This is a genomic window from Acinetobacter vivianii, from assembly GCF_014635885.1.
Taxonomy (GTDB): domain Bacteria; phylum Pseudomonadota; class Gammaproteobacteria; order Pseudomonadales; family Moraxellaceae; genus Acinetobacter; species Acinetobacter vivianii.
The window spans coordinates 260,677-284,137 of record NZ_BMDR01000003.1 but is presented as its reverse complement, the minus strand read 5'-3'; the positions used below and the strand labels follow the sequence as shown (position 1 = coordinate 284,137).

Here is a 23,461-nt window from a genome sequence, read left to right as displayed (position 1 = left end):
TCTTTGATCAACGATTGTGATTTTGATGTTAACTGACAGCGTAACTGATGACACACCCATGACCGTAACGCGGGCATTTTTAAATGGCGTCGTCAAAATATTGCCGTTATGTTTTGCCGTGTTACCGTGGGGTTTACTTGCAGGTTCTATGGCAATTCAGGCTGGGCTAACCACCTTACAGGCGGTGGGGATGTCGGCGCTGGTCTTTGCTGGTGCAGCGCAATTAATGACTTTAGGTTTGGTGATGGCAGGGACACCTGCTTTAACGATCATCATCTCTGTCTTTTTAATCACGACCCAGCATTATCTATATGCACTCTATCTCCGTGAAGATATTTCCAGACAGCCTTTAAAGCATCGTTTAATGTTGGGCTTTTTACTGACCGATGAACTCTTTGCAGTCAGCATTAAAAAACAGCAGCACTATATTTATTACTTGCTGGGTGCAGGCAGTTGTTTTTATCTATGCTGGGTCTTGTTCAGCCTGTGCGGTGTATTGTTGGCAGCTTCGGTGCCCAATCTGGATCAATATCATTTAGATTTCTCTATTGTTGCCACCTTTATTGCCATCGTGATTCCATTTATTAAGAACCTGAATACGCTGGTCGGTGTGTTGGTGTCCGTGATTCTGACCGTCGTTTTCTTGAGTCTGGGCATTAAAAGTGCAGCGATCTTGGCTGGTGTGATTGGCATGTTGACCGCAACCTGCTTACAGAATCTGCGGGAGCGTACGGCATGAGTTGGTTTCTTCTGATTATTCTGGCAATCGTCGTATTCATGAATCGTTATATTCTGCTGGAGCCGAATATTCCATTACGTTTACCGAAATGGTTCCAACAGTCTTTACAGTATTCTGCGCCGTGTTTATTGACTGCGATTGCAACGCCGATTGTGTTTATGGATGAGCATGGCGCTTTTCGTAGCACCTTACTCAATCCCTATTTTCTGGCGACACTGCTTACCATTGGAATTGCCTACAAGGTGAAGCATACCTTGCTGACAATTATCTTGAGTCTGGCCTGTTTTTACGGGTTGGTATTTTGGTTGCATTAAACGCTTGGGCTGTTAAATAAAATGCCCAAGCGTTTCATTTCTGGAGTTAGCGAGTGGTATAACCGCCATTTGCGAAAATGGTTTGGCCTGTAATCCACCAGCCATCTGTCACCAGAAAGCGAACTAGAGGTTCAATATCTTCAATTTGGGTCAGTCCACCTAAGGCTGATGCAGACTTATGATAAGCCACGGCTTCTGGTGCTTCCTGACCATAGAAAAATGGCGTATCCATTGGGCCAGGTGCAACCGCAGTCACCGAAATGCCACGCTCGCCAAACTCTTTCGATGCAGCTCGGGTGTAGTGTTCTACTGGTGCTTTTAAGCCTTCATAAGTTGAATAAAGGCCCGTATAGGCAGCAAGTAAACTGGTCACAATAGTACAGATTTTTCCGTGCGGATTGAGATGACGACCTGCGGATTGAATGAAGAAATAAGCAATTTTATTGTTAATATCATTCATCCCGTCAAACTCTTGTTCCGTGGTGTCCAGATATGCTTTTTTCAGGACACGCCCAACGGTATTGATGGCAATATCAACGCCACCAAATTCTGCTTTGGCTTTGACAAAGAGTGCTTCAATATTCTGGATATCGGATAAATCTGCTTGCACCAAAATTGCTTTTGCCCCGAACGCTTGCACGGCCTTTAAGGTTTCTTCTGCATCCGCTTGCGTTGCCGCACTATTATAATGAATGAGTAAGTTTGCACCTTGTTCAGCAAATTTACGTGAAATTAAGCCACCTAAGTTTTTGGCACCGCCCGTAATCAATACGGTTTTTCCTTTTAGAGCATGCTTTGACATTGATTTATCCTCGTCTTGTCTTGTATGAAAATTATGCTAATTGAATTTTTTTATTTGAAATAGTTGTTAGGATTGAACTGATTGTGCAACAAAGTTGAATAATAAAATGGATAAGATTGACCGCTTAAAAATCTTTTGTTTAGTGGCAGAGAAGCAATCTTTTGCACAGGCTGCATTGCAACTGGGGTTGCCACGTTCTAATGTGACCTACGCAATACAAGCACTTGAAAAAGAATATGAAGTGCTATTGTTCTATCGCACTACGCGCAAAGTATCTTTAACGCATGAGGGGAGTCTGTTTTATGAGGAAGCGATGCGTCTGGTGACGCAATTAAAAGAGCTCAATCGGTTTAAAACTCATGTGCGTAGTGCAGAAGGCAAGATCAGTATTGGCTTACCCAAACGGTTGGCGACACAGGTATTGATTCCTCACGTACTACATTTTTATCAGCGTTATCCCAAAGTCAAAGTGTTGGTCAATAGCAGTGATGATTTTTCCAATCTGATTGAGCAGCAACTCGATTGTGTGGTGCGGGTTGGGCCGGTGCAGGATGAATATCTACTGATTCGACCCATCACACAGACCCACATCTGGACGCTAGCGGCACCGAATTATCTATCCGAATTTGGTGAGCCGAAGAGCTTTGAGGAACTCCAGCAGCATTACGCTGTGGACTATCATGTAGCGAAACATTATCGGGAATGGAGTGAATTGGTATTTCGGGATCAGCGAATAAAAATGCCATATCGTTTATTGATTGAAAATACCGAAGCCTATATTCAGGCAGGCTTAGCAGGGATTGGTATTATCCAGATTCCCGAATTTGATGCTGCACCATATGTACAACAAGGACGATTACAGCGCTTATTTATCGAAGTCCCAAGTTTGCAATTACCAGTGAATATTTTGTTGACGGATCGTCAGTATCGCCCTAAATATTTTCAGGATTTTATTGAATGGCTGGATGAATTATTAAAAAGTCAGCTTTAGGCAATCACCTCAACTTTTATCTGAATAAATCTCAAATATTCAGGCAATAAAAAAGCATACCGAAGTATGCTTTTTTATTTTGGCAAGGATTAATAGAGGCCGAATAAGAACCCAACGCCTAAGATAAAGAAGCTAAATAGCCAGATCCAGCCAAATGAATAGCGTAAGTGGCGTCCCATATCTGTACCTGCAAGACCCATCGCAAGCCATGTTGCTGGTGAGAATGGACTAACAAACGTTCCTGCGTTATTGCCAATTGCCATGGCATAAACCACTGAATCAGCAGTTACACCAGCCGTTGCCGTCACTTCTTGAACAATTGGCAAGAGGGCAAAGTAGTAAGCATCGGTGCTGGTAAACAGGTCCATTGGAACACCCAATATACCGACCAGAATATGTAAGCTACCGACCCAAGTACTTGGTAAAATATGAATCAGATCCAGTGCGATGGACTTCAACATGCCTGATTCTGAGAGAATTCCCAAGAAAGCACCTGCAGCAAAAATGATTGCAACCATGCTTAATGCCTGAGGCGCATGACGGCTAATCACCGCCATTTGTTCTCTTGGTTTCGGGAAGTTCACCAGTAATACCAGTGATAATGCAATCATAAAGACATAGGGCGCTGAGAACAGACCAAAAGCCAGACAGATCACTGCAACAACAACCAAGCCGATGTTAAACCAGAATTTCTTAGGTTTTACTTCTTCTTGTACATCTTCAGCCATGTCAGCTGCCATGCAGTCTTGCTCAAAAGGTGTGGTCCCTAACGCTTGCGCTGCCAGAATACGTTTCTTTTCACGTAAACCCATCAATACCGCAAAGCCCATCATACCGACGACCCCGATGACCTGAACAGGAATCAGGCTACGCCAGAGTTCAGCGGCTTCAATACCCGTCACCGCAGAAGCACGGCCTAGCGGGCCACCCCACGGCACCATATTCATGACCCCCATACTGCCAGCCATCAAAAGAAGCATCAGATAAGGACTCATACCCAGTTTGCGGTAGAGCGGAAGTAAAGCGGGAATAATAATGAGAAAAGTTGCTGCGCCAGAACCATCCAGATGGACAACGGCAGCAATCAGGGTGGTCATCACCGCAACAATCACCACATTGCCGCGGGTCATGCGTACCATGTTCCGGATCATTGGATCAAAGACATGTAACTCTTTTAAAATACTGAAAAACAAAATGGCAAATAAAAACATAGTGGCCACTTTGCTGACTTTTAATAGCCCTGCTTCAAAGAAACCAGAAATCTCGCTAATAGAAAAACCAGCAATTAAAGCCCCAATAAGTGGAACAATCGACATTGCGACGATCGGGCTGGTTTTGCCAGACATGAGTAACGCGACAATCGTTACAATAATTAGAATACCTATCAGCGTAAGCATTATTTACTCCCTTAAGCCGTAACCTCTTGCCATAAAAAAAGTGTTAAAAGTACACCAAAAATAAAAAATAAAGCGCCGTCCATTATGCATAAAATCTTAAAATAAGCTTAAATTTAAGAAGAAAAACTACACGAAAAGGTGGATAAATGAACAATTTGTTTAATTTATTGCAAAAATGGACTTAAATTGATTCGCAAAAATATCTGAAAAGTGGATAAGTTATCAGCATTTTCTTATTCGTATAATCAGGAGATATAGTCGAGTTCTTTGTGATGAAGTTGAGGATTATTTTTTTAATAACGACCTATTTTTTTAGAACATCTGAATCAAAGCAAGTTAAAGATTTTGACATTATGAATTCTTTGCTTTAAAATTAGAGTAATTACTCTAATTTGAGAAATGCAATGCAAATTGGCCGACAAATATGGATGACACGGACTTCAGGTGATTTAGCTTTAAGAGACCGTTTGGCGTTACTCAGTCATAGCTTATTCCTGTTATTCAACAAACAATTAAAAGCTATGCCTTAGCACATCATGACAAGGTGGATAAACAGCATGAGCTGAGTATCGCGGATCTCACATTACCTGATAGCGCAGATGTGCTACATGCCTTAGACCAAATGCAATCTTGTAGTACTGAGGCCTTACAGAATCATTGTCTTCGAACATGGTGCTATGCCAGTGCCTTTGCCAAAATACACCAACACCCATGTGATCATGAACTGTTAGCTGTCTCCTGCCTGTTACATGATCTGGGGATGACGGCACAACATGATCGGCATCATGCGGATTGTCGTTGTTTTGCTGGACAAGGTGCTTATGCTGCAAAAGACTGGTCAATTCAACAAGGTTGGGAAGAGGAGCGCGCTGATCAGCTTTTTGATGTGATCAGTATGCATATGAATCCATATGTCGGTCTTGAGGAAGGTGTTGAGGCTCATTTATTACAACAAGCTGCTAGTTGTGATGTGATTGGAAGCCGTGGCTTTGAGTTTTCAAAACAGTTTAGACAGCGATTGCAGCAAAAATATCCTCGTCTCGATTTTAATCGGATCATGATTGAATTTACGCAACAAGAAGCACATAAACGGCCTCAATCTCGTACTGCAATGATTGTACAGAGCGGTTTTAAACAGTTGGTGAATTTAAATCCTTACGTGTAATAAGCCAAAATAAAAAAACCACTCTTGCTTAAACAAAAGTGGTTTTTTCAGTATTTCGACTCGAATTTATTTAGTGGTCATGTTCCAGATATTCTGGTTTCTTCGGTAATGCCCAACTACAGAAGAAGCAGATTGTCAGCATGATAATCACATAAATAAAGAAGATATTTTCAATGCCTGCATCTTTAAAGAGTAATGCAACCGAAGGTGCTGAACCACCAAACAAGGCATTACCCACTGCATAAGAGAAGCCAACGCCTAAGGCACGAACATGTGGAGGGAACATTTCTGCTTTCACCAAACCACTGATCGAGGTGTAGAAGCTGAGCAGCATCATCAAGAAAATCAGCAATAAGGTAATAATGACAGGCGAATCAACAAAGCTTCGCATACCTGTCACCATCACTGGATAGATAAAGATTGCGCTGAGTAAACTGAAAGCCAGCATGGAAGCACGACGGCCAATTCGGTCTGAAAGCATACCAAACAAAGGTTGCGCCAACATGAAGACAAACAGAGCCGTGGTCATAATGAAACCAACGGTTTTGCCATCCATACCAATGTTGGTCAGATAAGTTTTAGAATAAACAGTAACAACATAGAAGGTTAATGAACCCGCAGAGGTATAACCCACTACCAGCAGGAAGGTTTTCCAGTGCTGTTTAAGTAAGGCAACTAAACTACCTGATTCCTCACGTTCCGCATCTTCATGCGATAAGGTTTCTTCTAAACGACTACGCGCCAGTAAAGACAAGATCGCAGCAATACCACCAATCACGAATGGGATACGCCAGCCGCCATCATTCAATTGCTGTTCAGTCATAAAGCCAAGCAAGATAACCCCGAGTAAGCTTGCGAGTAACTGACCGCCTGAGAGTGTGACGTATTGAAACGAAGCAAAGAAACCACGTTGTCCTTTTAACCCCAGCTCACTCATGTAGGTGGCTACCGCACCATATTCACCACCGACAGAAAGACCCTGCAATAAGCGAACCATCAGGAGCAAGAAGGGTGCCCACATACCGACTTGATCATACGTTGGTAATGCTGCAAAGAGGAATGAACTCAACGCCATCAGGCAGATAGAAATCACCATGGACTGTTTACGACCGCTACGGTCAGCGATACGTCCAAATAACCAGCTACCAATTGGACGCATAAAGAAGCTAGCAGCAAATACACCCCAGACATAAATCGCTTTCGTGGTTGGCTCCATATCTGGCGCAGTTAATGCATGCGTAAAATAAGCAGCAAAGACGGCATAAATATAGAAATCAAACCATTCAACCAAGTTCCCTGATGCCGCACCGACAATACCTTTGATGCGACTTCTTTTTTCTTCCTTGCTATATACCTGACTCATATACGTTCCTTTTCAACCAAGCAAGATTCTGTAACTGAATCTTTACAGAATGTTATATACCGCTAAAGAAGCATGAAAATGACACTATTTTGTATGCTTTTTATGAATACATTTTTATATACAGAGAATATGCGTGATTTTGAGCTAAATCATTGACAGATATAGGATGTCAGAATGGTCAATGTATAGGTTTTAATCTTTTAAAAAGCAAATAATTGAGTGCTACACAGGGATAATATTTTTAGGACTCTCATTTAATTTATGTAAATGGAATGTAAAAGAACTATTTTGGTGCATGGCATTGCACTATTTCTTTGAAATTAATTGAATGGCTATGTGGAGGCTGAATTTTGGTCAATACATTAAAAATGGATATCCTCTAATTAGGTTATAAACAGGCCGAATCGTTAGGGCTGGTGATTAAATCAGCGAAGCTGTGGATAAGTTTTAGTTTATACACACGCTTAATCGTTCTTTTTATTGGGTGTTTTTTCATCAGTCTGTCATTTTTGCTTTTTAGCATAAAGCCACCTTTGATAATGATATTGAAAAACAATGAAAAAAACATCGTTAACTTTGATGCTTTTGACATCGCTAACACTAATAACAGCTTGTTTTGATGGAGATAATGGACAAGATGGCTTGAATAGCTTGGTCAAGCAAAGTCCATTGGCCTTGGGCAATGATGATTGCTGGAGTGGGGGAACCCGTTTTGAAAGTGGGTTAGATAAAAATCGAAATGGCCAATTAGATGCTGATGAAGTGCAGCAAAGTTCGGTACAGTGTGGCCCCAATTTATTTGCACAAGGCCGTGTTCTGCCTTATCAGATACTAGGTCAATATAAGGCTAATGGTACGACCATTGATAGTCCATTTTCCATTCGTCAAGGTGGCTTTGGCTCAGATGTAGCTGCACATCCAAGTAACAAAAAGCAGTTCTATGCCTTGACAGATCGTGGGCCAAATGCAGATTACGATGATGGTGTACATGGGGTAGGCAAGATTTTCCCACTTCCAGATTATGTGCCTAAAATCGGCCTGTTCGAGGTACAGGACGATGCTTCAGTGAAGTTGGTGAAAACCATTTTATTGAAAGATCGTAATGGTAAAAATATTAGTGGCTTACCGAATACTGCGGCACTTGGTGGAACAGGTGAAACACCATATGACATCAATGGCCGTGTGATTACGGTAAACCCAGACAAATCTTATGATCCTGTTAGCAATCCGATCAGGTTAGATGATTATGGTCTGGATAGTGAAGGGCTTGCCGCTTTAAAAGATGGTACATTCTGGGTCAGTGATGAATATGGTCCACATATCGTGCATTATGATGCCAATGGCAAGGAAATCGGACGGATTAATCCATTTCCGAACGATACGCGCAATGTGTTTACTTTACCGCAAGAATTTAGCTATCGCCGTGCCAACCGAGGCATGGAAGGTTTAACCATTACCCCAGATCAGAAAACTTTGGTGGGTATCATGCAGTCCACAATGGACTTGCCAACCAAAGCTGTAAATAAATCGACACTGACACGTATCGTGACCATTAATCTGGAAACAGGAAAAGTTGGACAATATCTGTATCGTCAAGAGATCGAGGCCAACTCGAACTCTGCGATTGTGGCGATCAATGAACATGAATTTTTAGTGCTTGAGCGAGATGGCGCATTCTTAAAGGATGAACCAAATATCATGAAGCACGTTTATCGTATTGATTTACGTAATGCAACTAATCTGGAAAGCATCACTGCCCAAGGCGATATTCAGCAAGACCCGAAACTTGGTTTAACCATTGCAGGCAAAACGCTGGAACAATATGTTTTGGCACAAGGTTGGGACAAACTTCAGGCTTTAAATATCCAGCCTGTAAGCAAAACACTGGTGCTGGATATGGCAAAACGGGTGAGCTATGCACATGACAAAATGGAAGGTTTATGGCTGATTGACCAGCACCATTTAGGTGTTGTGAATGATGATGACATGGGATTATGGAAAAACAGTAAAGGTCTGGAAGCAAAATACCTCGATCAGGCACGAACACGAATTGATGCATCCACTTTATATGTCATCGATAAGCTGAATCTTTTTAACCCATAACTTGCAGCCCCAAGATGCAACGCTTTGGGGCTTTTTTATCGTATTTTTGCAGGTCATAACAACATGAAACATAAACAAAAAATGCTTGGTATTTTGGTTGTCACGATGATTTTGCCTTGTATTACCCATGCAGTGCCTAAAGTTACAAGTCGTGAATACAAATTATTATTAGATCCAAATAACTTTAATTATGGAACGGAAGCAAGTGATGTAAATCGCTATTTTACTCAGGCAAAAACGGTGATCGAAAACAAGATTAGCCGTACAGTGACAGGCACTATGGGGCTGGATGCGCAGCGTGAAATCCGGTTTTATGATACACAGGGAAGTTGTCCTTTGAATAGTATGGGGTATAGCCTGAGAGAGCGGATTGAAAATGGTGCCAAAGAAGTCACATTGAAATACCGCGGCTATGATCATTATATTACTGACTTTGAAGATCTGAGCAGTAGTGTGGCAGGTGCAAAAACCAAGTTTGAAGATGATATTACCCGTAAGGATAATCTTGGCTTTTTAGTGGCTGCAAGTAAGTCGACAACTGTTTCAACCACACGGACGTTGAATGACTTTGAAGATATGAATACCTTATTTACAGGTTTTAAAAATAATTATAGTTTTAGTAATACTCAGGCCTTACAGGTGGTGAGTGGTCTAACCATTTATGAACGTAAGTATGCGGGTCCGAGTATTGATTTGGGAGAGTTCGATGCGGATATTGAACTCAGCTTATGGTATACGCAGATGCCTTATAGTGGATTAAAGCCTGCTATGGCAGAAGTTTCATTTAAGTATGCAGATGCCAATGGCAATTACACCAAAAAAGTCGTGTCGCGTGCAGCTTTAAGTTTTGCTGCTTTAAAGACACTGACACAATTTAATGCATCGAGTTCAACTGCGACAAAAACACAATTTGTCTATGATTATCAGTCAGGTTTCTGCCAATAACACATAAAAAAACCTCCCTATCAGGGAGGTCTTTTATTTGACGAGATTACCAGTGTTCACCTGGGAACAAGCGGGCATAAGCACGTTGAACCAGATTGAGTTTTTCTTGTTTGCCGACAGAAGCGGTAGAGCTCGGGAACAGGTTATAGCCAATCGACATAAGAATATTGTTGACATCTGGTGCAATCGCATAAGTAATCGAAGCAAGGCGACCTAAGTTGGTTGCGATTTTCTTCGGACGTTTTACGATGGCATAAGCAATCAGGTCAGCAGCTTCTTCTGGTGAAAGCGTAGGCACATATTTATAAATCTTGGTTGGCGCAATCATTGGTGTGCGTACCAAAGGCATATAAATAGAGGTAATTGCAATTTTATGTGAATGCACTTCAGCAGATAAACAACGGCTAAATGCATCCAAAGCTGCTTTTGATGCAACATAGGCCGAGAAGCGAGTGGCATTGGCAAGCACACCAATCGAGCTGATATTAATGATCTGACCATCTTTGCGTTGCATCATATGTGGCAAGATATTGAGAACCAGACGAACTGCACCGAAGTAATTTAACTGCATGGTACGTTCGAAGTCATGGAAACGATCAACCGATTCATGCACAGCACGACGGATTGAACGGCCAGCATTATTTACAAGAATATCAATATGATCGACCGCAGCCAAAATTTCTTTTGAAACTGCATCAATTGATTCCATCTCATTGAGATCACATGGAAAAACAGAGGCTTTCCCACCTTCAGCTTCGATTTCTGCTTTTACCTCATCTAACTTCTCCTTGGTGCGAGCGAGCAATAAGACGTGGGCACCTGCTTGCGCAAGATATTTTGAAACCGTTAAACCAATACCACTTGATGCACCAGTGACAATGATTGTTTTACCGTCGACTTTTTGCTGAAAAAGTTTTTTGAGTTTTGCATTCATGTAAGTATCCTACATTCATCACGAATAATGCTGTTGTGTGCAATGCTGTCCTATATCGCTTAACACTGCAATTTATTTTGGTCTAATATTAACCGATCTTTTTGGTTTGTCTAGTGTAAATATCTGAAAAATAATAGATTTTTTAGAGTAAAAACTCTAAAACAAAGTCTTGTATTAGTTGAAAAAGCAATCATATTTTTAAAGTTTTGCACAAAAAATAAGCCCCTGTTCTGGGGCTTGTTGATTTCATTAAAATTAAACTTGGGCAAGGGCCTGTTCAAGATCTGCAATCAGGTCATCAACATGCTCGATTCCGATTGATAAACGGACTAAATCTTCACTGACACCTGCTGATTTTAGCTCCTCTGCATTGAGCTGGCGGTGGGTTGTGGTTGCAGGGTGACAAGCCAGACTTTTGGCATCACCGATATTGACCAAACGGGTAAATAACTGCAATGCATCAATAAAGCGAGTACCGCCTTGTAAGCCATCTTGTACCCCAAAAGAGAGGATGGCAGAAGGTTTACCTTTCACATACTTTTGCGCCAAATGATGCTGTGGATGATCTTTTAGACCCGCATAATTCACCCATTTTACTTTTGGATGTTGTTTTAGATATTCAGCAACTTTTATGGCATTTTCAGTATGACGTTCCATACGCAGATTCAGCGTTTCCAGTCCTTGCAGGATCAGGAACACACTGAGCGGACTGATTGCAGCCCCTGTATTGCGTAACGGCACCACACGGGCACGAGCGATAAAGGCGGCTTCACCTAAGGCTTCGACATAATTGACGCCGTGATAGCTTGGATCAGGCGTATTCAAAGCCTTAAAGCGCTCAGGATATTTGCCCCAAGGGAATTTGCCACTATCGACAATCACGCCTCCGATGCTGTTGCCATGTCCGCCGATATATTTGGTTAGGGAATGAATCACGATATCAGCACCGAACTCGAAGGGCTTTAATAACGCAGGGGTGGCCACCGTATTATCGACAATCACAGGCACGCCGTATTCATGTGCAATCTTGGCAAGGGCTTCAAGGTCGATAATATTGCCGAGTGGATTACCAATCGACTCAACAAAGACCAGTTTGGTTTTGTCGTCAATAATCTGGCGTAAGGCCTCTGGATTTTGATAATCGAAGAAACGCACCTCAATGCCTTGTTTTGGTAAGGTATGTGCAAATAGATTGTAGGTTCCACCATATAAGGTTGAGACCGATGCAATATTGTCACCTGCTTCGGCAATGGTTTGGATCGCGTAGGTAATAGCAGCCATGCCTGAGGCTAAAGCCAAAGCGCCAATGCCACCTTCCAGTGCTGCAATGCGTTGTTCGAGCACGGCAGTGGTTGGGTTCATAATGCGGGTATAGATATTGCCCTGAACTTTTAAGTCAAATAGATCTGCACCATGTTGTGTATTATCAAAGGCATAAGAGGTCGTTTGATAAATCGGCACAGCCACAGCTTTGGTGGTGGCTTCTGGTGAATATCCCGCATGAATGGCTAAAGTTTCATCTTTATAGGTCATGATTACATCATCTGCGTGAGTTAAATAATCATCGAGTCTAGCCTATATTTTATCCAGAATGGTGCATAAATTTTGCGCTCTATAGTGTTTTTAGTGATATAGCACGGTTGATCTGAAGCAGATGAATTTTTTATCCACTGTAAATCATTCAAGCCTGTAATGTCTTGAAAAAGAAAATCCTTTGTTGAAGCCAAACAAATGCCAACTTAACTTCAAGTCAATGGGGTTTCAGCGTATAATATGCCAGATATTTTTTCGCTTATTTGCGATGTACTGGTTTTTCAATTGAGGAGTCCTGCGTGGCCCAATATATTTATACGATGAACCGAGTGTCTAAAATGGTTCCGCCGAAGCGCGAAATCTTAAAAGACATCTCTTTATCATTTTTCCCAGGCGCAAAGATTGGTGTGCTTGGTTTGAACGGTGCAGGTAAGTCAACCCTTCTCCGTATTATGGCTGGCGTAGATAAAGATTTCTCAGGTGAAGCTCGTGCACAACCAGGAATCAAAATCGGTTATTTAGAACAAGAGCCACCACTTGATCCAACTAAAGACGTTCGTGGTAACGTTGAAGATGGTGTACGTGAAGCACTTGACGCTTTAGAACGTCTTGATCAGGTTTTTGCTGAATATGCTGAACCAGATGCTGATTTTGATGCGCTTGCGAAAGAGCAAGAAAAATTAGAATCAATCATCCATGCATGGGATGCGCACAACCTCAATAACCAGCTTGAAATTGCTGCTGATGCATTGAACCTTCCAGCGTGGGATGCCGATGTATCATTGCTTTCAGGTGGTGAGCGTCGTCGTGTTGCATTGTGCCGTTTATTGCTTTCTAAGCCAGACATGTTGCTTCTAGACGAACCGACGAACCATTTGGATGCTGAATCAGTATCTTGGTTAGAACGTTTCTTGAAAGATTTCCCTGGCACAATCGTTGCGATTACGCATGACCGTTATTTCTTGGATAACGTGGCTGAGTGGATTCTTGAACTTGACCGTGGACATGGTATTCCTTACCAAGGTAACTATTCTTCTTGGTTGGAACAAAAGAATGCCCGACTAGAGCAGGAACAGAAACAAGAAGAATCTTTTGCTAAAGCATTGAAAAAAGAACTTGAATGGGTTCGTTCAAATGCCAAAGGCCAGCAAAAGAAAAACAAAGCGCGTATGGAACGTTTTGAAGAGCTTAACTCTAAAGAATTCCAACAACGTAATGAAACATCTGAAATCTACATTCCACCTGGCCCACGTTTGGGTAACAAAGTTGTGGAAGTCGAAGGGATCAGTAAATCATTCGATGGTCGCTTACTCTATGAAAACCTAACTTTCACTGTACCTCCTACAGCGATCGTGGGTATCGTTGGTCCAAACGGTGCGGGTAAAACCACTTTATTCCGTATGATGACTGGCGAACAGCAACCGGATACGGGTACTGTGACTTTAGGTGAGTCAGTTAAAGTGGCTTACGTAGGTCAGATTCGTGACACCTTGGATAACAACAAAACGGTTTGGGAAGAAGTTTCTGGCGGTTTAGATATCCTGAAAATTGGTGATTATGAAATCGCATCACGTGCTTATATCGGTCGCTTTAACTTTAAAGGTCAAGATCAGCAAAAACGTGTAGGTGAATTGTCAGGTGGTGAGCGTAACCGTTTACAACTTGCGAAGATCTTGCAGATGGGCGCAAACGTGATCTTACTGGATGAGCCATCGAACGATTTGGATATCGAAACTTTACGTGCACTTGAGGATGCAATTCTTGTATTCCCAGGTACAGTCATGGTGGTATCGCATGACCGTTGGTTCCTTGACCGTATTGCAACACACATCTTGTCGTTTGAGAACGAACAGCCAGAATTCTACACAGGTAACTATGCAGAATACGAAGCTTACCGTCAGTCACGTTTAGGTGATGATGCATCTCAAAAACGTACAAAATACAAAAAAATTACGGGTTAATCTTCCGTGAATAAAAAACCAGCCTGAGGGCTGGTTTTTTTATTTTATAGGTCATCAAAAATATTAAGTAATAAGGACCTAAAATTCCCTAAAGTCATTGAATTTATACTTATATTTTTAATTTATTAAGATTAATATTAAGGCTCAATTTATTAAAAGGTAAATATACCTTTCTGGAAAATTATGAAAAAAATTAAACTTTATTCTATTGCCTTAGGGGTAGCTGTTGCGACGCAACTTACTGGATGTCTTTCAGTAAAATCTTATGTTGATCCAGCTTATAAGTCTGTTACCTATTCGGATATTAAAAGACCCGCTCAACCTATTCCTGTAGTTTTAACGACTGAATTTCAGAGAAATGGAGTGGTTATTCCAAAAGCAGGTAAAGAATTACAATCGGCAGTCGAGCGCAGTTTAAGAGCAACGGGTGTATTTTCTCCAATAGCTCAATCTAATGGCGATAAGCAGGCAAAATTACATTTAACCGCGAATAATGTGGCTGATTTGGGTGAGGCAGCAGGCAAAGGCGTTTTAACAGGTTTGACTTTTGGTGCTGTTGGTAATGCAATTGCTGATAAATATGAGTTTAAATTTAACTATATTGATGCGCAAGGCAAAGAAACATCTCAACGTTACCCTCATATGATTTTAACAACAGTTGGAAATAAAAAAGCTCCTGTTGAAAACGTACAACCAATGTCGATCAATGAAGCATTCAATAAAGTTGTTGATGATGTTGTAATACGTTTTTCTTATGATCTACAAAAACAGCAGTAAATATTTAGGCTGAATAAATAAGCCATTTGGAATTATATTCTGCCACCTAATATTTAGATAAAAACCAGCCTTCAGGCTGGTTTTTTTATATTCGTTAAAAGTTGGGTAGATCGGCAGGGTATATAAAAAAGCCAATACTCGACGTTTAATTATTAAATTCACCACGTAAGTCAGACCACATCAATGATGGAACAACGGTAATCACATCGAAAGTCATGGCAAATGGATACAGCACCATGCGGGTCGCCTTTTTGACAGGATGCTTTTTGGTAATTTTATTTTCCTGTTGCAGAATAATTGGATAAGGTTGCGCCAGTGTCTTCTCAACCTTTTTAGCTTCTTGCGTTTGATAGAGTTGGCCTTTGAAGAAAATATTGATATATGGATAAGGCGCTGTCTGTTGATTGTGAATAATATTAAAATTTTGTCTAAAGCCTAGAGACTTTAATAAATCTTTTTGCGCGTCATTTAAATCTACCATACGCGTGTTATAACGAATTTGTAATACGCCATGAAAATGACTCGGATCACCCATTGTCAGTACCAGTGGGGAAGGACTGGTCAGACTCCGTTGATCTGCAGGAATCGCATGTAGTAATTTGGACAGCTCAGCGCTACCATCGGTCATTAAATAATTGAAATCCTGACCAATAAAAACAATACCTTGTTCTTGCTGATTCTGAACAGCCTGACCTAAAGCAAGGATTTGATCTTTTGCTAAAGTGATAGTCTCGGTTCGTGTGGTTTCATTGGGAAGTGCCTGTGAAAGCAATGTTGTGGCACAAGCACTCAAGTTTAAACAGGCGACAGCAATCAGGGCAGAAAATAATTTATGCATTATGGAAACTCAAATCAGAAATTCATTTTTCTTAAGAAAAAACTTTTTTAAATCAGTCTTAAATTGACCGAACATTGTTTTGTAATTTTATTACATTGGCATCGCTTGCTATAGTGCCTTTGTGCAATTTACTGTAATGGTGCGCTGTTGCAACGTTCGATCGTTTTTATGACCCTCTTGCTAAGCTTGTTCATGTTCCAAGGTTTCTGGAATGTGGCGGCAGCATTTTGCGCGCATGAAAATTCGGGCCAGTATAGTGAACTCAACCATTTTGGGCATCATGCTCCTGAAAAGAATCATGGTTCTGCAACGCATTCATCTTCTGCTGTGCAGGATAATGCAAATGTTGCCTCATCTTTAAATTTGCAAGATCATCATGATCATTTACCATCTTGTTCTTATATGGTGGTGATGCAAACCCAGCAATCTTGGAATGTCCCTGTTTTGCGGTCGCATGAGATCGAACACAATTATGACTGGTCTAACGCTTACCAGTCGCCGCACTTATCCAGATTAAATCCGCCTCCGATATTTACCTCGCTATAGGTGAGGTAGCCCAAAATAACTCACTAGAAATATATCTATTTCAATGGGTTGTTTGTCCTTAATGAAACGCTTAAAAGATTCGAACGTGTATTGATCACCAGTGCATTCTTGAGATTTTTAGCATTTCTAAGTTGTTTCTGAATCAAGCGTTTATTGAAGATGAATTCACCCTCACTCTATTTCTAAATGATGGAAATGGAGCATGAATCCACAGATTTAAATAAGGTGAATGTTATGTCTTTTAAATTAAATACAGCAGTATGTGCTTTGGTTTTATTAGTTTCAGCAAGCTGGGCCAATGCAGATGGTGGTTTGATTTTTCTGGAAAAGAATCTACAGGCTCAGCAACAAGCCAAAGCCAAGCTAGAAAATCATATTGAGCATAAGCAGTGTAAACAGACGTGTAAGTAATTTATTTAAATGGGAATGGAAGCGGCTGAATAAGTTTGGTCGTTTCCTGCTTTTAAGCTGTGATCGCATTATGATTTCGCCTTAAGCTGGGATTTTGTAGCTAAATCAGAACATGTAATTTTATTACATCTGCTTTACTTGCTATAGTTCATCCGAGCAATTTTTGTCTAAAGAGTAAACTTTGCGTCGTTCTACTATTTTCATCACCGTCTTGCTGAGTTTGTTCATGTTTCAGGGTTTCTGGAATGTGGCGGCAGCTTTTTGTGCGCATGAAAAATCGGGCGAGTACAGTTCATTCAATCATTTTGGGCATCATGTCCCAGAAAAGTCTCAAGTTTCTGATCAGCATGCCGTTATTGTCGATCAAGATGCTTCTGATTTGCCGATGCCTTTAAGTTTGCAGGATCATCATGATCATTTGCCTTCCTGTTTTCATGTGGTGGTGACGGAAGCCCAGCAACAACTGGATGAACCGATTTTACGGATGCATCAGGCAGAACAAAAATATTACTGGTCTAACTCGTATCAGTCTCCACATCTCTCTGGATTAAATCCCCCCCCTGTATTGACCCCGCTATAGGTGGGGTAGCCGAAAAATAGCCCACCGCAACCTTAATATTTGCGGGGCTTTATATGTCTTTAAATTTAAATCAGCGTATCTATGCATTTCAAAAAAATGCATCAGACAATCATGCGCATTCATCCTCATTTAAATGGTCAGCGTTAGCATTTGCACTAACAGCTGTGCTTTTTAGCCAGTCTGCAACCGCAGCGTCTTTGCTTGATGTCAATCATGCTTCGACCCCAGCGACACAGCGGAATGTGAACTTTGAACAAGTCTTGCAAGATGTGAAACAGCATCAGGCAGGTATTGGTGTCTGGCAAACCCAGCAAAGCATCGCCGAGGCCAATGTTAAACAAGCACGTTTATGGACAAATCCCAGTATTTCGATTCAGCAAACCGATTTTCGCTCAGGGAAAGATAAGGAACTGGAATTTGGTCTTTCACAAAAGCTCGATGTTTTTGGCGAACGTCGCGCAGCGGTAAAACTCGCTGATGTGCAAGCCTCTCAAGTTGGTCTGAATCAAGAGCTATACGATGCTCAACTCGAATTAGCGGTGAAATATCTGTGGTCACAAGTCGTGGTTCTTGAGCTAGAGCATGACGTTGTTCGGGCACAGCTAAAAACCAGTCAGGCGACTTTGGATGCGACACGTTTAAGACTTCAGGCGGGGAGTATTGCACAGGTCGATTTAGACCGTACCTTGATGGCACATATTGAAAATCAACGGTTATTTCAGCAAACCGAACTGGCGCTGGCGACAGCAAAGCGTCAACTGGCAAATCTATGGGGCAGTACGGACAATCGTTTCTCTGCTCAGGCAAGCAATGTCTGGCCGCAACAAAAAGATTTGCAAGCTTATGTGCAGAACAATTTATTTGAGCGAGCGATTCAGCTCGATATTGTGCGACAAAAAGCCAATATTGATTATTTAAAAGTTTCTAACCGACCAAATCCGACGGTCAATTTAGGCATGGTGCAAAGCAAAAGTGCGGAAACCAATTCAACGGATAACAAGTTTAGAGTCGGCATTGATATCCCATTGAATATTTTCAATCGCCAGCAATATTCATTGCGCATTGCCAACGCCAAACAGGATTTGCTGGTCAAGCAGCAACAGTTTTATAAGCAACAAAACCTAAATGCCATTCAGACCTTAAGTGCAGAGTTAGCTGGCTTGAAACAACAGTTTGATCTGGTGAATCAGCGACAAATTCCATTGTCTGAAACGGTGCAGGAAAAAATGCTGCTCGGTTTCAAAGTGGGTAAATATGCCATTACCGATGTGCAGCAAGCCACCATGCAACTGCAAGAGCAACGCCTGAATAAAGTGCAGTTACTTAAAAGTGCATGGCAGAAACAGATCGAGGCAGAGAGTCTGGCACTGGGTATAGAACCTGGTGTGGTGAGTTCAAGCGATGCCTTAAATCAGATCAATCAAAACCTTTGGAAAGAGACCAGTAACCTTCCCGCTGTTGTAGGAGCAGAATAATGTCGACGAATCAATCTAAGAAACAGTGGTTTTGGGTCATCCTTGTCATGGTGGGCGGTTTGGTACTCAGTGCACTGCTATTTTTCTCTGGAAAAAATAAAACAGGAGAGGATGCAGCAGCTTCAAAGGAGCATGAGCATGCCGAAGCCGAAGAGGGGCATACTGAGGGGGAAGCAGGACATGGTGATGAAAGTGAGGAAGGTAGCTTAAATCTGACGCCAAAACAGATGACTGAATATGGCGTAAAACTGGCTCAGGTGGATGTCGGAGAAGTAGGGCAGCAATATGCATATCCTGCGAAACTGGTGCCGAATACCGATCAACAAGCCCATGTTTCTGCAACTTTTGCCGGACGAGTAGAAAGTGTCAATGCTGCACTCGGCGAACAAGTAAAGAAAGGACAGGTTCTCGCGACCTTGTTTATTCCGGAACTGGTGGATCAACAAGCCAATTTAAGTATTGCTCAGGAAGCCTTAACGCTTGCCCAGCAAGATTATCAGCGTGAAAAGCAACTTTGGGAACAAGGGGTGTCTGCGCGTCAGGATTATCAGCGCGCTTATAATGCTTATCGTCAGGCTCAGATTCAGGTACAAGCGGCACGTAGTCGTTTATCTGCTTTGGGGGCATCGAGTGGCAGTCAGGGGCGTTATGTATTGACTGCACCTTTAAGCGGGATCGTTAGTCTAAAAGATATTGTGGTGGGTGAGCAGATTACGCCAGATAAGCAATTGTTCGTGATTGACCAGCTTGATCAGCTCTGGATTGAATTTATTTTACCAAGCGTCAATAACATCAACATACAGCCAGACCAGCAGATCGAATTTAAGTCACTACAAACCAGCAATACGTTTAAAGCACAAATTCAAACCTTAACCACAGCGGCAGATACCCAAACGGGACGTTTACAGGTGCGTGCCAAAGTCCTCACTCCTGCCAAAGAACTACGACCGAACTTAATGGTTAATGTTCTTTTGGATGGCACAGAGAAGAAACCAGTCCTGCGTGTTGCTAAAGCCGCGATTCAGCAGATCGAAGGCAAAACAACTGTTTTTGTAGCCAAGCAGGAAAAAGATAAATTGCATTTCAGCCCAACCCCTGTACAACTGGGCAATTACTCAAGTGATGGGCAATGGGTCGAAATTCAATCAGGCCTGACTGAAAAACAGCAATATGTCAGTCAAGGCAGTTTCCTTTTGAAATCTGAGATGGAGAAGGGAGAGGCCGAGCATGGACACTAAAGATAATTTAGGACTTCCACCTGCGGAAGGCCTATTCGACCGTATTATTCAATTTTCCATTCGCAATGCGATTTGGATGATGCTGTTTGTGGTGGCATGGATTGGCGTCGGGATTTATAGCTATCAGAAACTTTCCATTGATGCCGTTCCTGATATTACCAATGTGCAGGTACAAATCAATAGTCAGGCTGGTGGATTTACTGCGCCCGAAGTTGAGCAACGGATTACCTATCCGATTGAAAATGCCATGTCTGGGATTCCAAATCTGGAGCAAACCCGTTCGATTTCCCGTTATGGTTTATCCCAAGTTACGGTGATTTTTAAAGACGGCACGGATATTTACTGGGCACGTCAGTTGATCAATCAACGCTTGCAAGAGGCCAAAAGTGCCTTGCCTGACGATATTGATCCGCAAATGTCACCGATCTCCACAGGTTTAGGCGAGATTTATCAATGGGTGGTCAAGGCCGAACCAAATGCCAAAAAGGCTGATGGTACGCCGTATCAAGCGATGGATTTACGTGAAATTCAGGACTGGATTATTCGTCCTCAATTACAACGCGTTGCGGGTGTGGCGGAAATCAATAGTATTGGCGGTTATAACAAAACCTATGTAGTTTCTCCTGATCTGAAACGTTTGCAACAACTGCAAATTCCCTTAACTGATTTGCAAACGGTGTTGTCTGAAAATAACGAAAACCGTGGTGCAGGCTTTATTGAAGAAAATGGGCAGCAGCTTACTGTTCGTATTCCTGGGATGTTGAAGACCGTTCAGGATATTGAAAATGTCACGGTCAGTACCAAAAATGGTTTGCCGATTCGTGTGGCCGATGTTGCAACGGTTTCGATTGGGCATGATCTTCGAACAGGTGGCGCGACCTATAACGGTGAAGAAACGGTACTCGGGATCGCGATGATGATGATGGGCGAGAACAGTAAATCCATCGCTCAGGCATTAGATCTCAAGATGCAGGAAATCAAACGGTCATTGCCTGAGGGGGTAGTGATCGAAACGGTATATAACCGTAGCCATCTGGTTGATAAAGCCATTAAGACGGTTGCTAAAAACCTGATTGAAGGCGCAATTCTGGTCATTGTGATTCTGTTTGTGTTCCTTGGCAATTTCCGAGCTGCATTGATTACCGCCTGTATTATTCCGTTGTCGATGCTGTTTACCCTAACAGGTATGGCAGAGCAGAAAATTAGTGCCAACCTGATGAGTTTGGGGGCACTGGATTTCGGAATTATTGTCGATGGTGCGGTGGTGATTGTCGAAAACTGTATTCGACGCTTGGCTGAAGCACAGCACCACAAAGGCCGATTGCTCACACGTTCTGAGCGTTTTACCGAGGTGTTCTTGGCAGCGAAGCAGGCGAGACGTCCGCTGATCTTTGGACAAATCATCATTATGGTGGTGTATTTGCCCATCTTCGCCCTCGCTGGTGTAGAGGCGAAAATGTTCCATCCAATGGCGATGACGGTGGTATTGGCATTGATTGGAGCCATTATTTTATCGGTAACTTTTGTTCCTGCGGCAGTGGCTTTATTTGTCACTGGCGAAGTGAAAGAGAAAGAAAGTCGGTGGATGTCTGCACTGAAACGTCATTATGAGGCCTTGCTGGATAAAGCCTATGCTTTCCGTTATGTCGTGGTCGCTGGTGCAGTAAGCATTTTGATCCTCACGGCTGCGATAGGTTCTCGTGTAGGAAGTGAATTTGCACCACAACTCAGTGAAGGTGACTTTGCCTTACAGTTAATGCGTGCGCCGAGTACAGGCATTGAGGAATCGCTCAAGATTCAGGAAAGTGTTGAGAAGCAACTCCTTGCAGAGTTCCCTGAAATTAAAGCGATCTTTGCACGTACAGGTACTGCGGAAGTGGCAACAGATGTCATGCCGCCGAATATTTCTGATGCAGTGGTGCTGTTAAAGCCCCGTGATCAATGGCCTGACAAGTCGGAAAGCATTGATGAACTGCGCACCCGAATGTTGGCTTATGTGGAAAAAATCCCAGGCAACAATAGTGAATTTTCTCAACCGATTGAACTTCGTTTCAATGAGCTGATCTCAGGTGTGCGTAGTGATATCGGGGTGAAAGTTTTTGGCGATGATATGCAGGTATTAAACCAAGAAGCAGAAAAAGTGGCTCAAACGCTCAGAACGATTACAGGAGCGAGTGAAGTCAAAGTCGAACAGACTGATGGCTTACCGCTACTCAATGTCGATATTGATCATGCACTTGCTGCGCAATATGGTCTATCGGTTAAATCCATTCAGGATCTAGTCGCCGCGAGTATTGGTGGACAAAGTGTTGGGCAGATTTTACAGGGTGACCGTCGTTTCGATTTTGTGGTGCGTTTAGATGATGTAATGCGTACGCCGCAGCAGTTAGCCATGTTGCCGATTCAGCTCCCGAATGGTGGTCTGATCAAGCTGCAAGATGTAGCGAAAGTTGAAAATATCTTGGGTCTGGCACAGTTGAGCCGTGAAAATGGTAAACGCCGTGTTGTGGTAACCACCAACGTTCGAGACCGTGATTTGGGTTCATTCGTCGGTGAGATGCAGCAGAAACTGGCACAGCAAAAATTACCAAGCGGTTATTGGCTCGGCTATGGTGGTCAGTTTGAAAATCTGGCTTCTGCCAAAGCCAGAATGCAAATCGTTGTGCCACTCGCATTGCTGATGATCTTCATCTTGCTAATGGCGGTCTTTAATAATTTTAAAGAGAGCTTATTGGTGTTTAGTGGTGTGCCATTTGCCTTGTCTGGCGGCTTGGTTGCGCTGTGGCTACGCGATATTCCATTGTCGATGTCCGCAGGCGTAGGCTTTATTGCCTTATCAGGTGTCGCGGTACTGAACGGTTTGGTGATGCTGAGTTTTATCAAGGAGTTGAGAGAACAATTTGATATTCATTATGCTACATGGCATGGCGCCGTATTACGCTTGCGTCCTGTATTAATGACGGCCTGTGTGGCGTCGCTGGGCTTTATTCCCATGGCGATTGCTACGGGTACGGGTGCGGAAGTACAGCGTCCATTGGCGACGGTGGTGATTGGCGGGATTATTTCATCCACCTTATTGACCTTGCTGATCTTGCCAGTGGTGTATCGCTGGATGAATGAGAAGTCTTCTGAGCACTCATCAGACATTTATAAGTGAGAGGTCTTGGATTAACTTTTGAAGAATCAAAAGTAACAGAAATCCTTTGTTGGTCTGACGGTACTTCAGTGATGCCGCAGATCAACAGGCGGCATTCATGCCGCCACCACGATCGTAAATGTAGGTTAGAGATTGGATAGAGAAAGATTTTAGGACAATTCGTTGCACTTCATTCTTCATATTTATCGATGA

Annotated in this window: 19 protein-coding genes and 1 pseudogene; 14 read left to right on the top strand and 6 right to left on the bottom strand. The window is 42.4% G+C overall.

Annotation, left to right across the window (positions count from 1 at the left end; genetic code table 11):
- The first annotated feature begins 25 nt into the window (after positions 1-25).
- Both IEV36_RS07900 and IEV36_RS07895 read left to right on the top strand, forming a co-directional pair.
- A complete protein-coding gene (locus IEV36_RS07900) occupies positions 26-739 on the top strand; it encodes an AzlC family ABC transporter permease (RefSeq protein WP_005260051.1) in 714 nt (237 codons plus the stop codon).
- Positions 736-1,053 carry an AzlD domain-containing protein gene (locus IEV36_RS07895; protein WP_005260047.1) on the top strand — a complete coding sequence of 106 codons (318 nt, stop codon included), beginning with the start codon at positions 736-738 and terminating at the stop codon, positions 1,051-1,053. The genes IEV36_RS07900 and IEV36_RS07895 overlap by 4 nt, the downstream gene beginning before the upstream one ends.
- A gap of 46 nt (positions 1,054-1,099) precedes the next feature.
- On the opposite strand, the gene IEV36_RS07890 is transcribed toward IEV36_RS07895, so the two are convergent.
- Positions 1,100-1,855 carry an SDR family oxidoreductase gene (locus IEV36_RS07890; protein ID WP_004776112.1) on the bottom strand — a complete coding sequence of 252 codons (756 nt, stop codon included), beginning with the start codon at positions 1,853-1,855 and terminating at the stop codon, positions 1,100-1,102.
- Between the two features lie 106 nt (positions 1,856-1,961).
- Here IEV36_RS07890 and IEV36_RS07885 point away from each other — a divergent pair, with 106 nt between their 5' ends.
- Positions 1,962-2,846, top strand: coding sequence for a LysR family transcriptional regulator (locus IEV36_RS07885; protein WP_005260045.1), 885 nt, complete (start codon positions 1,962-1,964; stop codon positions 2,844-2,846).
- 89 nt (positions 2,847-2,935) lie between these two features.
- On the opposite strand, the gene IEV36_RS07880 is transcribed toward IEV36_RS07885, so the two are convergent.
- Positions 2,936-4,243 carry a CitMHS family transporter gene (locus IEV36_RS07880; RefSeq protein WP_005260043.1) on the bottom strand — a complete coding sequence of 436 codons (1,308 nt, stop codon included), beginning with the start codon at positions 4,241-4,243 and terminating at the stop codon, positions 2,936-2,938.
- Positions 4,244-4,647: 404 nt separating this feature from the next.
- Here IEV36_RS07880 and IEV36_RS07875 point away from each other — a divergent pair.
- Positions 4,648-5,408, top strand: a pseudogene (locus IEV36_RS07875) (HD domain-containing protein).
- 70 nt (positions 5,409-5,478) lie between these two features.
- On the opposite strand, the gene IEV36_RS07870 reads toward IEV36_RS07875, so the two are convergent.
- Positions 5,479-6,771 (bottom strand): MFS transporter, encoded by a 1,293-nt coding sequence (locus tag IEV36_RS07870; protein ID WP_005260039.1) that lies wholly within the window; start codon positions 6,769-6,771, stop codon positions 5,479-5,481.
- Positions 6,772-7,326: 555 nt separating this feature from the next.
- Here IEV36_RS07870 and IEV36_RS07865 point away from each other — a divergent pair.
- Positions 7,327-8,874: an esterase-like activity of phytase family protein gene (locus tag IEV36_RS07865; RefSeq protein ID WP_032863991.1), complete on the top strand. Its 1,548-nt coding sequence runs from the start codon at positions 7,327-7,329 to the stop codon at positions 8,872-8,874.
- 63 nt (positions 8,875-8,937) lie between these two features.
- Complete coding sequence (locus IEV36_RS07860; RefSeq protein ID WP_005260034.1) at positions 8,938-9,819, top strand: hypothetical protein; 882 nt, start codon at positions 8,938-8,940, stop codon at positions 9,817-9,819.
- A 46-nt stretch (positions 9,820-9,865) separates the two neighbouring features.
- Here the strand turns inward: IEV36_RS07860 and IEV36_RS07855 are convergent, their stop codons facing one another.
- Together IEV36_RS07855 and IEV36_RS07850 are read right to left on the bottom strand one after the other, a co-directional pair.
- A complete protein-coding gene (locus tag IEV36_RS07855; protein ID WP_004776098.1) occupies positions 9,866-10,753 on the bottom strand; it encodes an SDR family NAD(P)-dependent oxidoreductase in 888 nt (295 codons plus the stop codon).
- Positions 10,754-11,008: 255 nt separating this feature from the next.
- Positions 11,009-12,286 carry an O-acetylhomoserine aminocarboxypropyltransferase/cysteine synthase family protein gene (locus IEV36_RS07850; protein ID WP_005260031.1) on the bottom strand — a complete coding sequence of 426 codons (1,278 nt, stop codon included), beginning with the start codon at positions 12,284-12,286 and terminating at the stop codon, positions 11,009-11,011.
- Positions 12,287-12,585: 299 nt separating this feature from the next.
- Between IEV36_RS07850 and ettA the strand changes: the two genes are divergently transcribed.
- Both ettA and IEV36_RS07840 read left to right on the top strand, forming a co-directional pair.
- Entirely contained in the window at positions 12,586-14,247 is a 1,662-nt protein-coding gene (gene ettA, locus IEV36_RS07845; protein WP_004776096.1) for an energy-dependent translational throttle protein EttA, read from the top strand.
- Positions 14,248-14,430: 183 nt separating this feature from the next.
- On the top strand, positions 14,431-15,024 hold the full coding sequence (locus IEV36_RS07840) for a hypothetical protein (protein WP_005260030.1): 594 nt from the start codon (positions 14,431-14,433) through the stop codon (positions 15,022-15,024).
- 145 nt (positions 15,025-15,169) lie between these two features.
- On the opposite strand, the gene IEV36_RS07835 is transcribed toward IEV36_RS07840, so the two are convergent.
- Positions 15,170-15,862 (bottom strand): YidX family protein, encoded by a 693-nt coding sequence (locus IEV36_RS07835; protein ID WP_005260029.1) that lies wholly within the window; start codon positions 15,860-15,862, stop codon positions 15,170-15,172.
- Between the two features lie 147 nt (positions 15,863-16,009).
- Between IEV36_RS07835 and IEV36_RS07830 the strand changes: the two genes are divergently transcribed.
- The 6 genes from IEV36_RS07830 (at position 16,010) to IEV36_RS07805 (ending at position 23,269) form a co-directional block, all read left to right on the top strand.
- Positions 16,010-16,408, top strand: a complete 399-nt coding sequence (locus IEV36_RS07830; protein ID WP_032863990.1) for a cation efflux protein, CzcI-like — start codon at positions 16,010-16,012, stop codon at positions 16,406-16,408.
- A gap of 234 nt (positions 16,409-16,642) precedes the next feature.
- The gene (locus tag IEV36_RS07825; protein WP_005260025.1) at positions 16,643-16,819 is read left to right on the top strand and encodes a hypothetical protein; all 177 of its coding nucleotides are present in this window, start codon (positions 16,643-16,645) and stop codon (positions 16,817-16,819) included.
- 181 nt (positions 16,820-17,000) lie between these two features.
- Complete coding sequence (locus tag IEV36_RS07820) at positions 17,001-17,399, top strand: cation efflux protein, CzcI-like (protein ID WP_212749909.1); 399 nt, start codon at positions 17,001-17,003, stop codon at positions 17,397-17,399.
- Between the two features lie 53 nt (positions 17,400-17,452).
- Complete coding sequence (locus IEV36_RS07815; protein ID WP_005260021.1) at positions 17,453-18,874, top strand: TolC family protein; 1,422 nt, start codon at positions 17,453-17,455, stop codon at positions 18,872-18,874.
- Positions 18,874-20,112 (top strand): efflux RND transporter periplasmic adaptor subunit, encoded by a 1,239-nt coding sequence (locus IEV36_RS07810; RefSeq protein WP_005260019.1) that lies wholly within the window; start codon positions 18,874-18,876, stop codon positions 20,110-20,112. The genes IEV36_RS07815 and IEV36_RS07810 overlap by 1 nt, the downstream gene beginning before the upstream one ends.
- Positions 20,102-23,269 (top strand): efflux RND transporter permease subunit, encoded by a 3,168-nt coding sequence (locus IEV36_RS07805; RefSeq protein WP_005260017.1) that lies wholly within the window; start codon positions 20,102-20,104, stop codon positions 23,267-23,269. Before IEV36_RS07810 ends, IEV36_RS07805 begins: the two co-directional genes overlap by 11 nt.
- Positions 23,270-23,461 lie beyond the last annotated feature (192 nt).

Excerpts from the sequence above, each read along its gene's own strand:
- IEV36_RS07900 (WP_005260051.1), top strand. The coding sequence starts at position 26 with ATGTTAACTGACAGCGTAACTGATGACACACCCATGACCGTAACGCGG.
- IEV36_RS07895 (WP_005260047.1), top strand. The coding sequence starts at position 736 with ATGAGTTGGTTTCTTCTGATTATTCTGGCAATCGTCGTATTCATGAAT.
- IEV36_RS07890 (WP_004776112.1), bottom strand. The coding sequence starts at position 1,855 with ATGTCAAAGCATGCTCTAAAAGGAAAAACCGTATTGATTACGGGCGGT.
- IEV36_RS07885 (WP_005260045.1), top strand. The coding sequence starts at position 1,962 with ATGGATAAGATTGACCGCTTAAAAATCTTTTGTTTAGTGGCAGAGAAG.
- IEV36_RS07880 (WP_005260043.1), bottom strand. The coding sequence starts at position 4,243 with ATGCTTACGCTGATAGGTATTCTAATTATTGTAACGATTGTCGCGTTA.
- IEV36_RS07870 (WP_005260039.1), bottom strand. The coding sequence starts at position 6,771 with ATGAGTCAGGTATATAGCAAGGAAGAAAAAAGAAGTCGCATCAAAGGT.
- IEV36_RS07865 (WP_032863991.1), top strand. The coding sequence starts at position 7,327 with ATGAAAAAAACATCGTTAACTTTGATGCTTTTGACATCGCTAACACTA.
- IEV36_RS07860 (WP_005260034.1), top strand. The coding sequence starts at position 8,938 with ATGAAACATAAACAAAAAATGCTTGGTATTTTGGTTGTCACGATGATT.
- IEV36_RS07855 (WP_004776098.1), bottom strand. The coding sequence starts at position 10,753 with ATGAATGCAAAACTCAAAAAACTTTTTCAGCAAAAAGTCGACGGTAAA.
- IEV36_RS07850 (WP_005260031.1), bottom strand. The coding sequence starts at position 12,286 with ATGACCTATAAAGATGAAACTTTAGCCATTCATGCGGGATATTCACCA.
- IEV36_RS07840 (WP_005260030.1), top strand. The coding sequence starts at position 14,431 with ATGAAAAAAATTAAACTTTATTCTATTGCCTTAGGGGTAGCTGTTGCG.
- IEV36_RS07835 (WP_005260029.1), bottom strand. The coding sequence starts at position 15,862 with ATGCATAAATTATTTTCTGCCCTGATTGCTGTCGCCTGTTTAAACTTG.
- IEV36_RS07825 (WP_005260025.1), top strand. The coding sequence starts at position 16,643 with ATGTCTTTTAAATTAAATACAGCAGTATGTGCTTTGGTTTTATTAGTT.
- IEV36_RS07815 (WP_005260021.1), top strand. The coding sequence starts at position 17,453 with ATGTCTTTAAATTTAAATCAGCGTATCTATGCATTTCAAAAAAATGCA.
- IEV36_RS07810 (WP_005260019.1), top strand. The coding sequence starts at position 18,874 with ATGTCGACGAATCAATCTAAGAAACAGTGGTTTTGGGTCATCCTTGTC.
- IEV36_RS07805 (WP_005260017.1), top strand. The coding sequence starts at position 20,102 with ATGGACACTAAAGATAATTTAGGACTTCCACCTGCGGAAGGCCTATTC.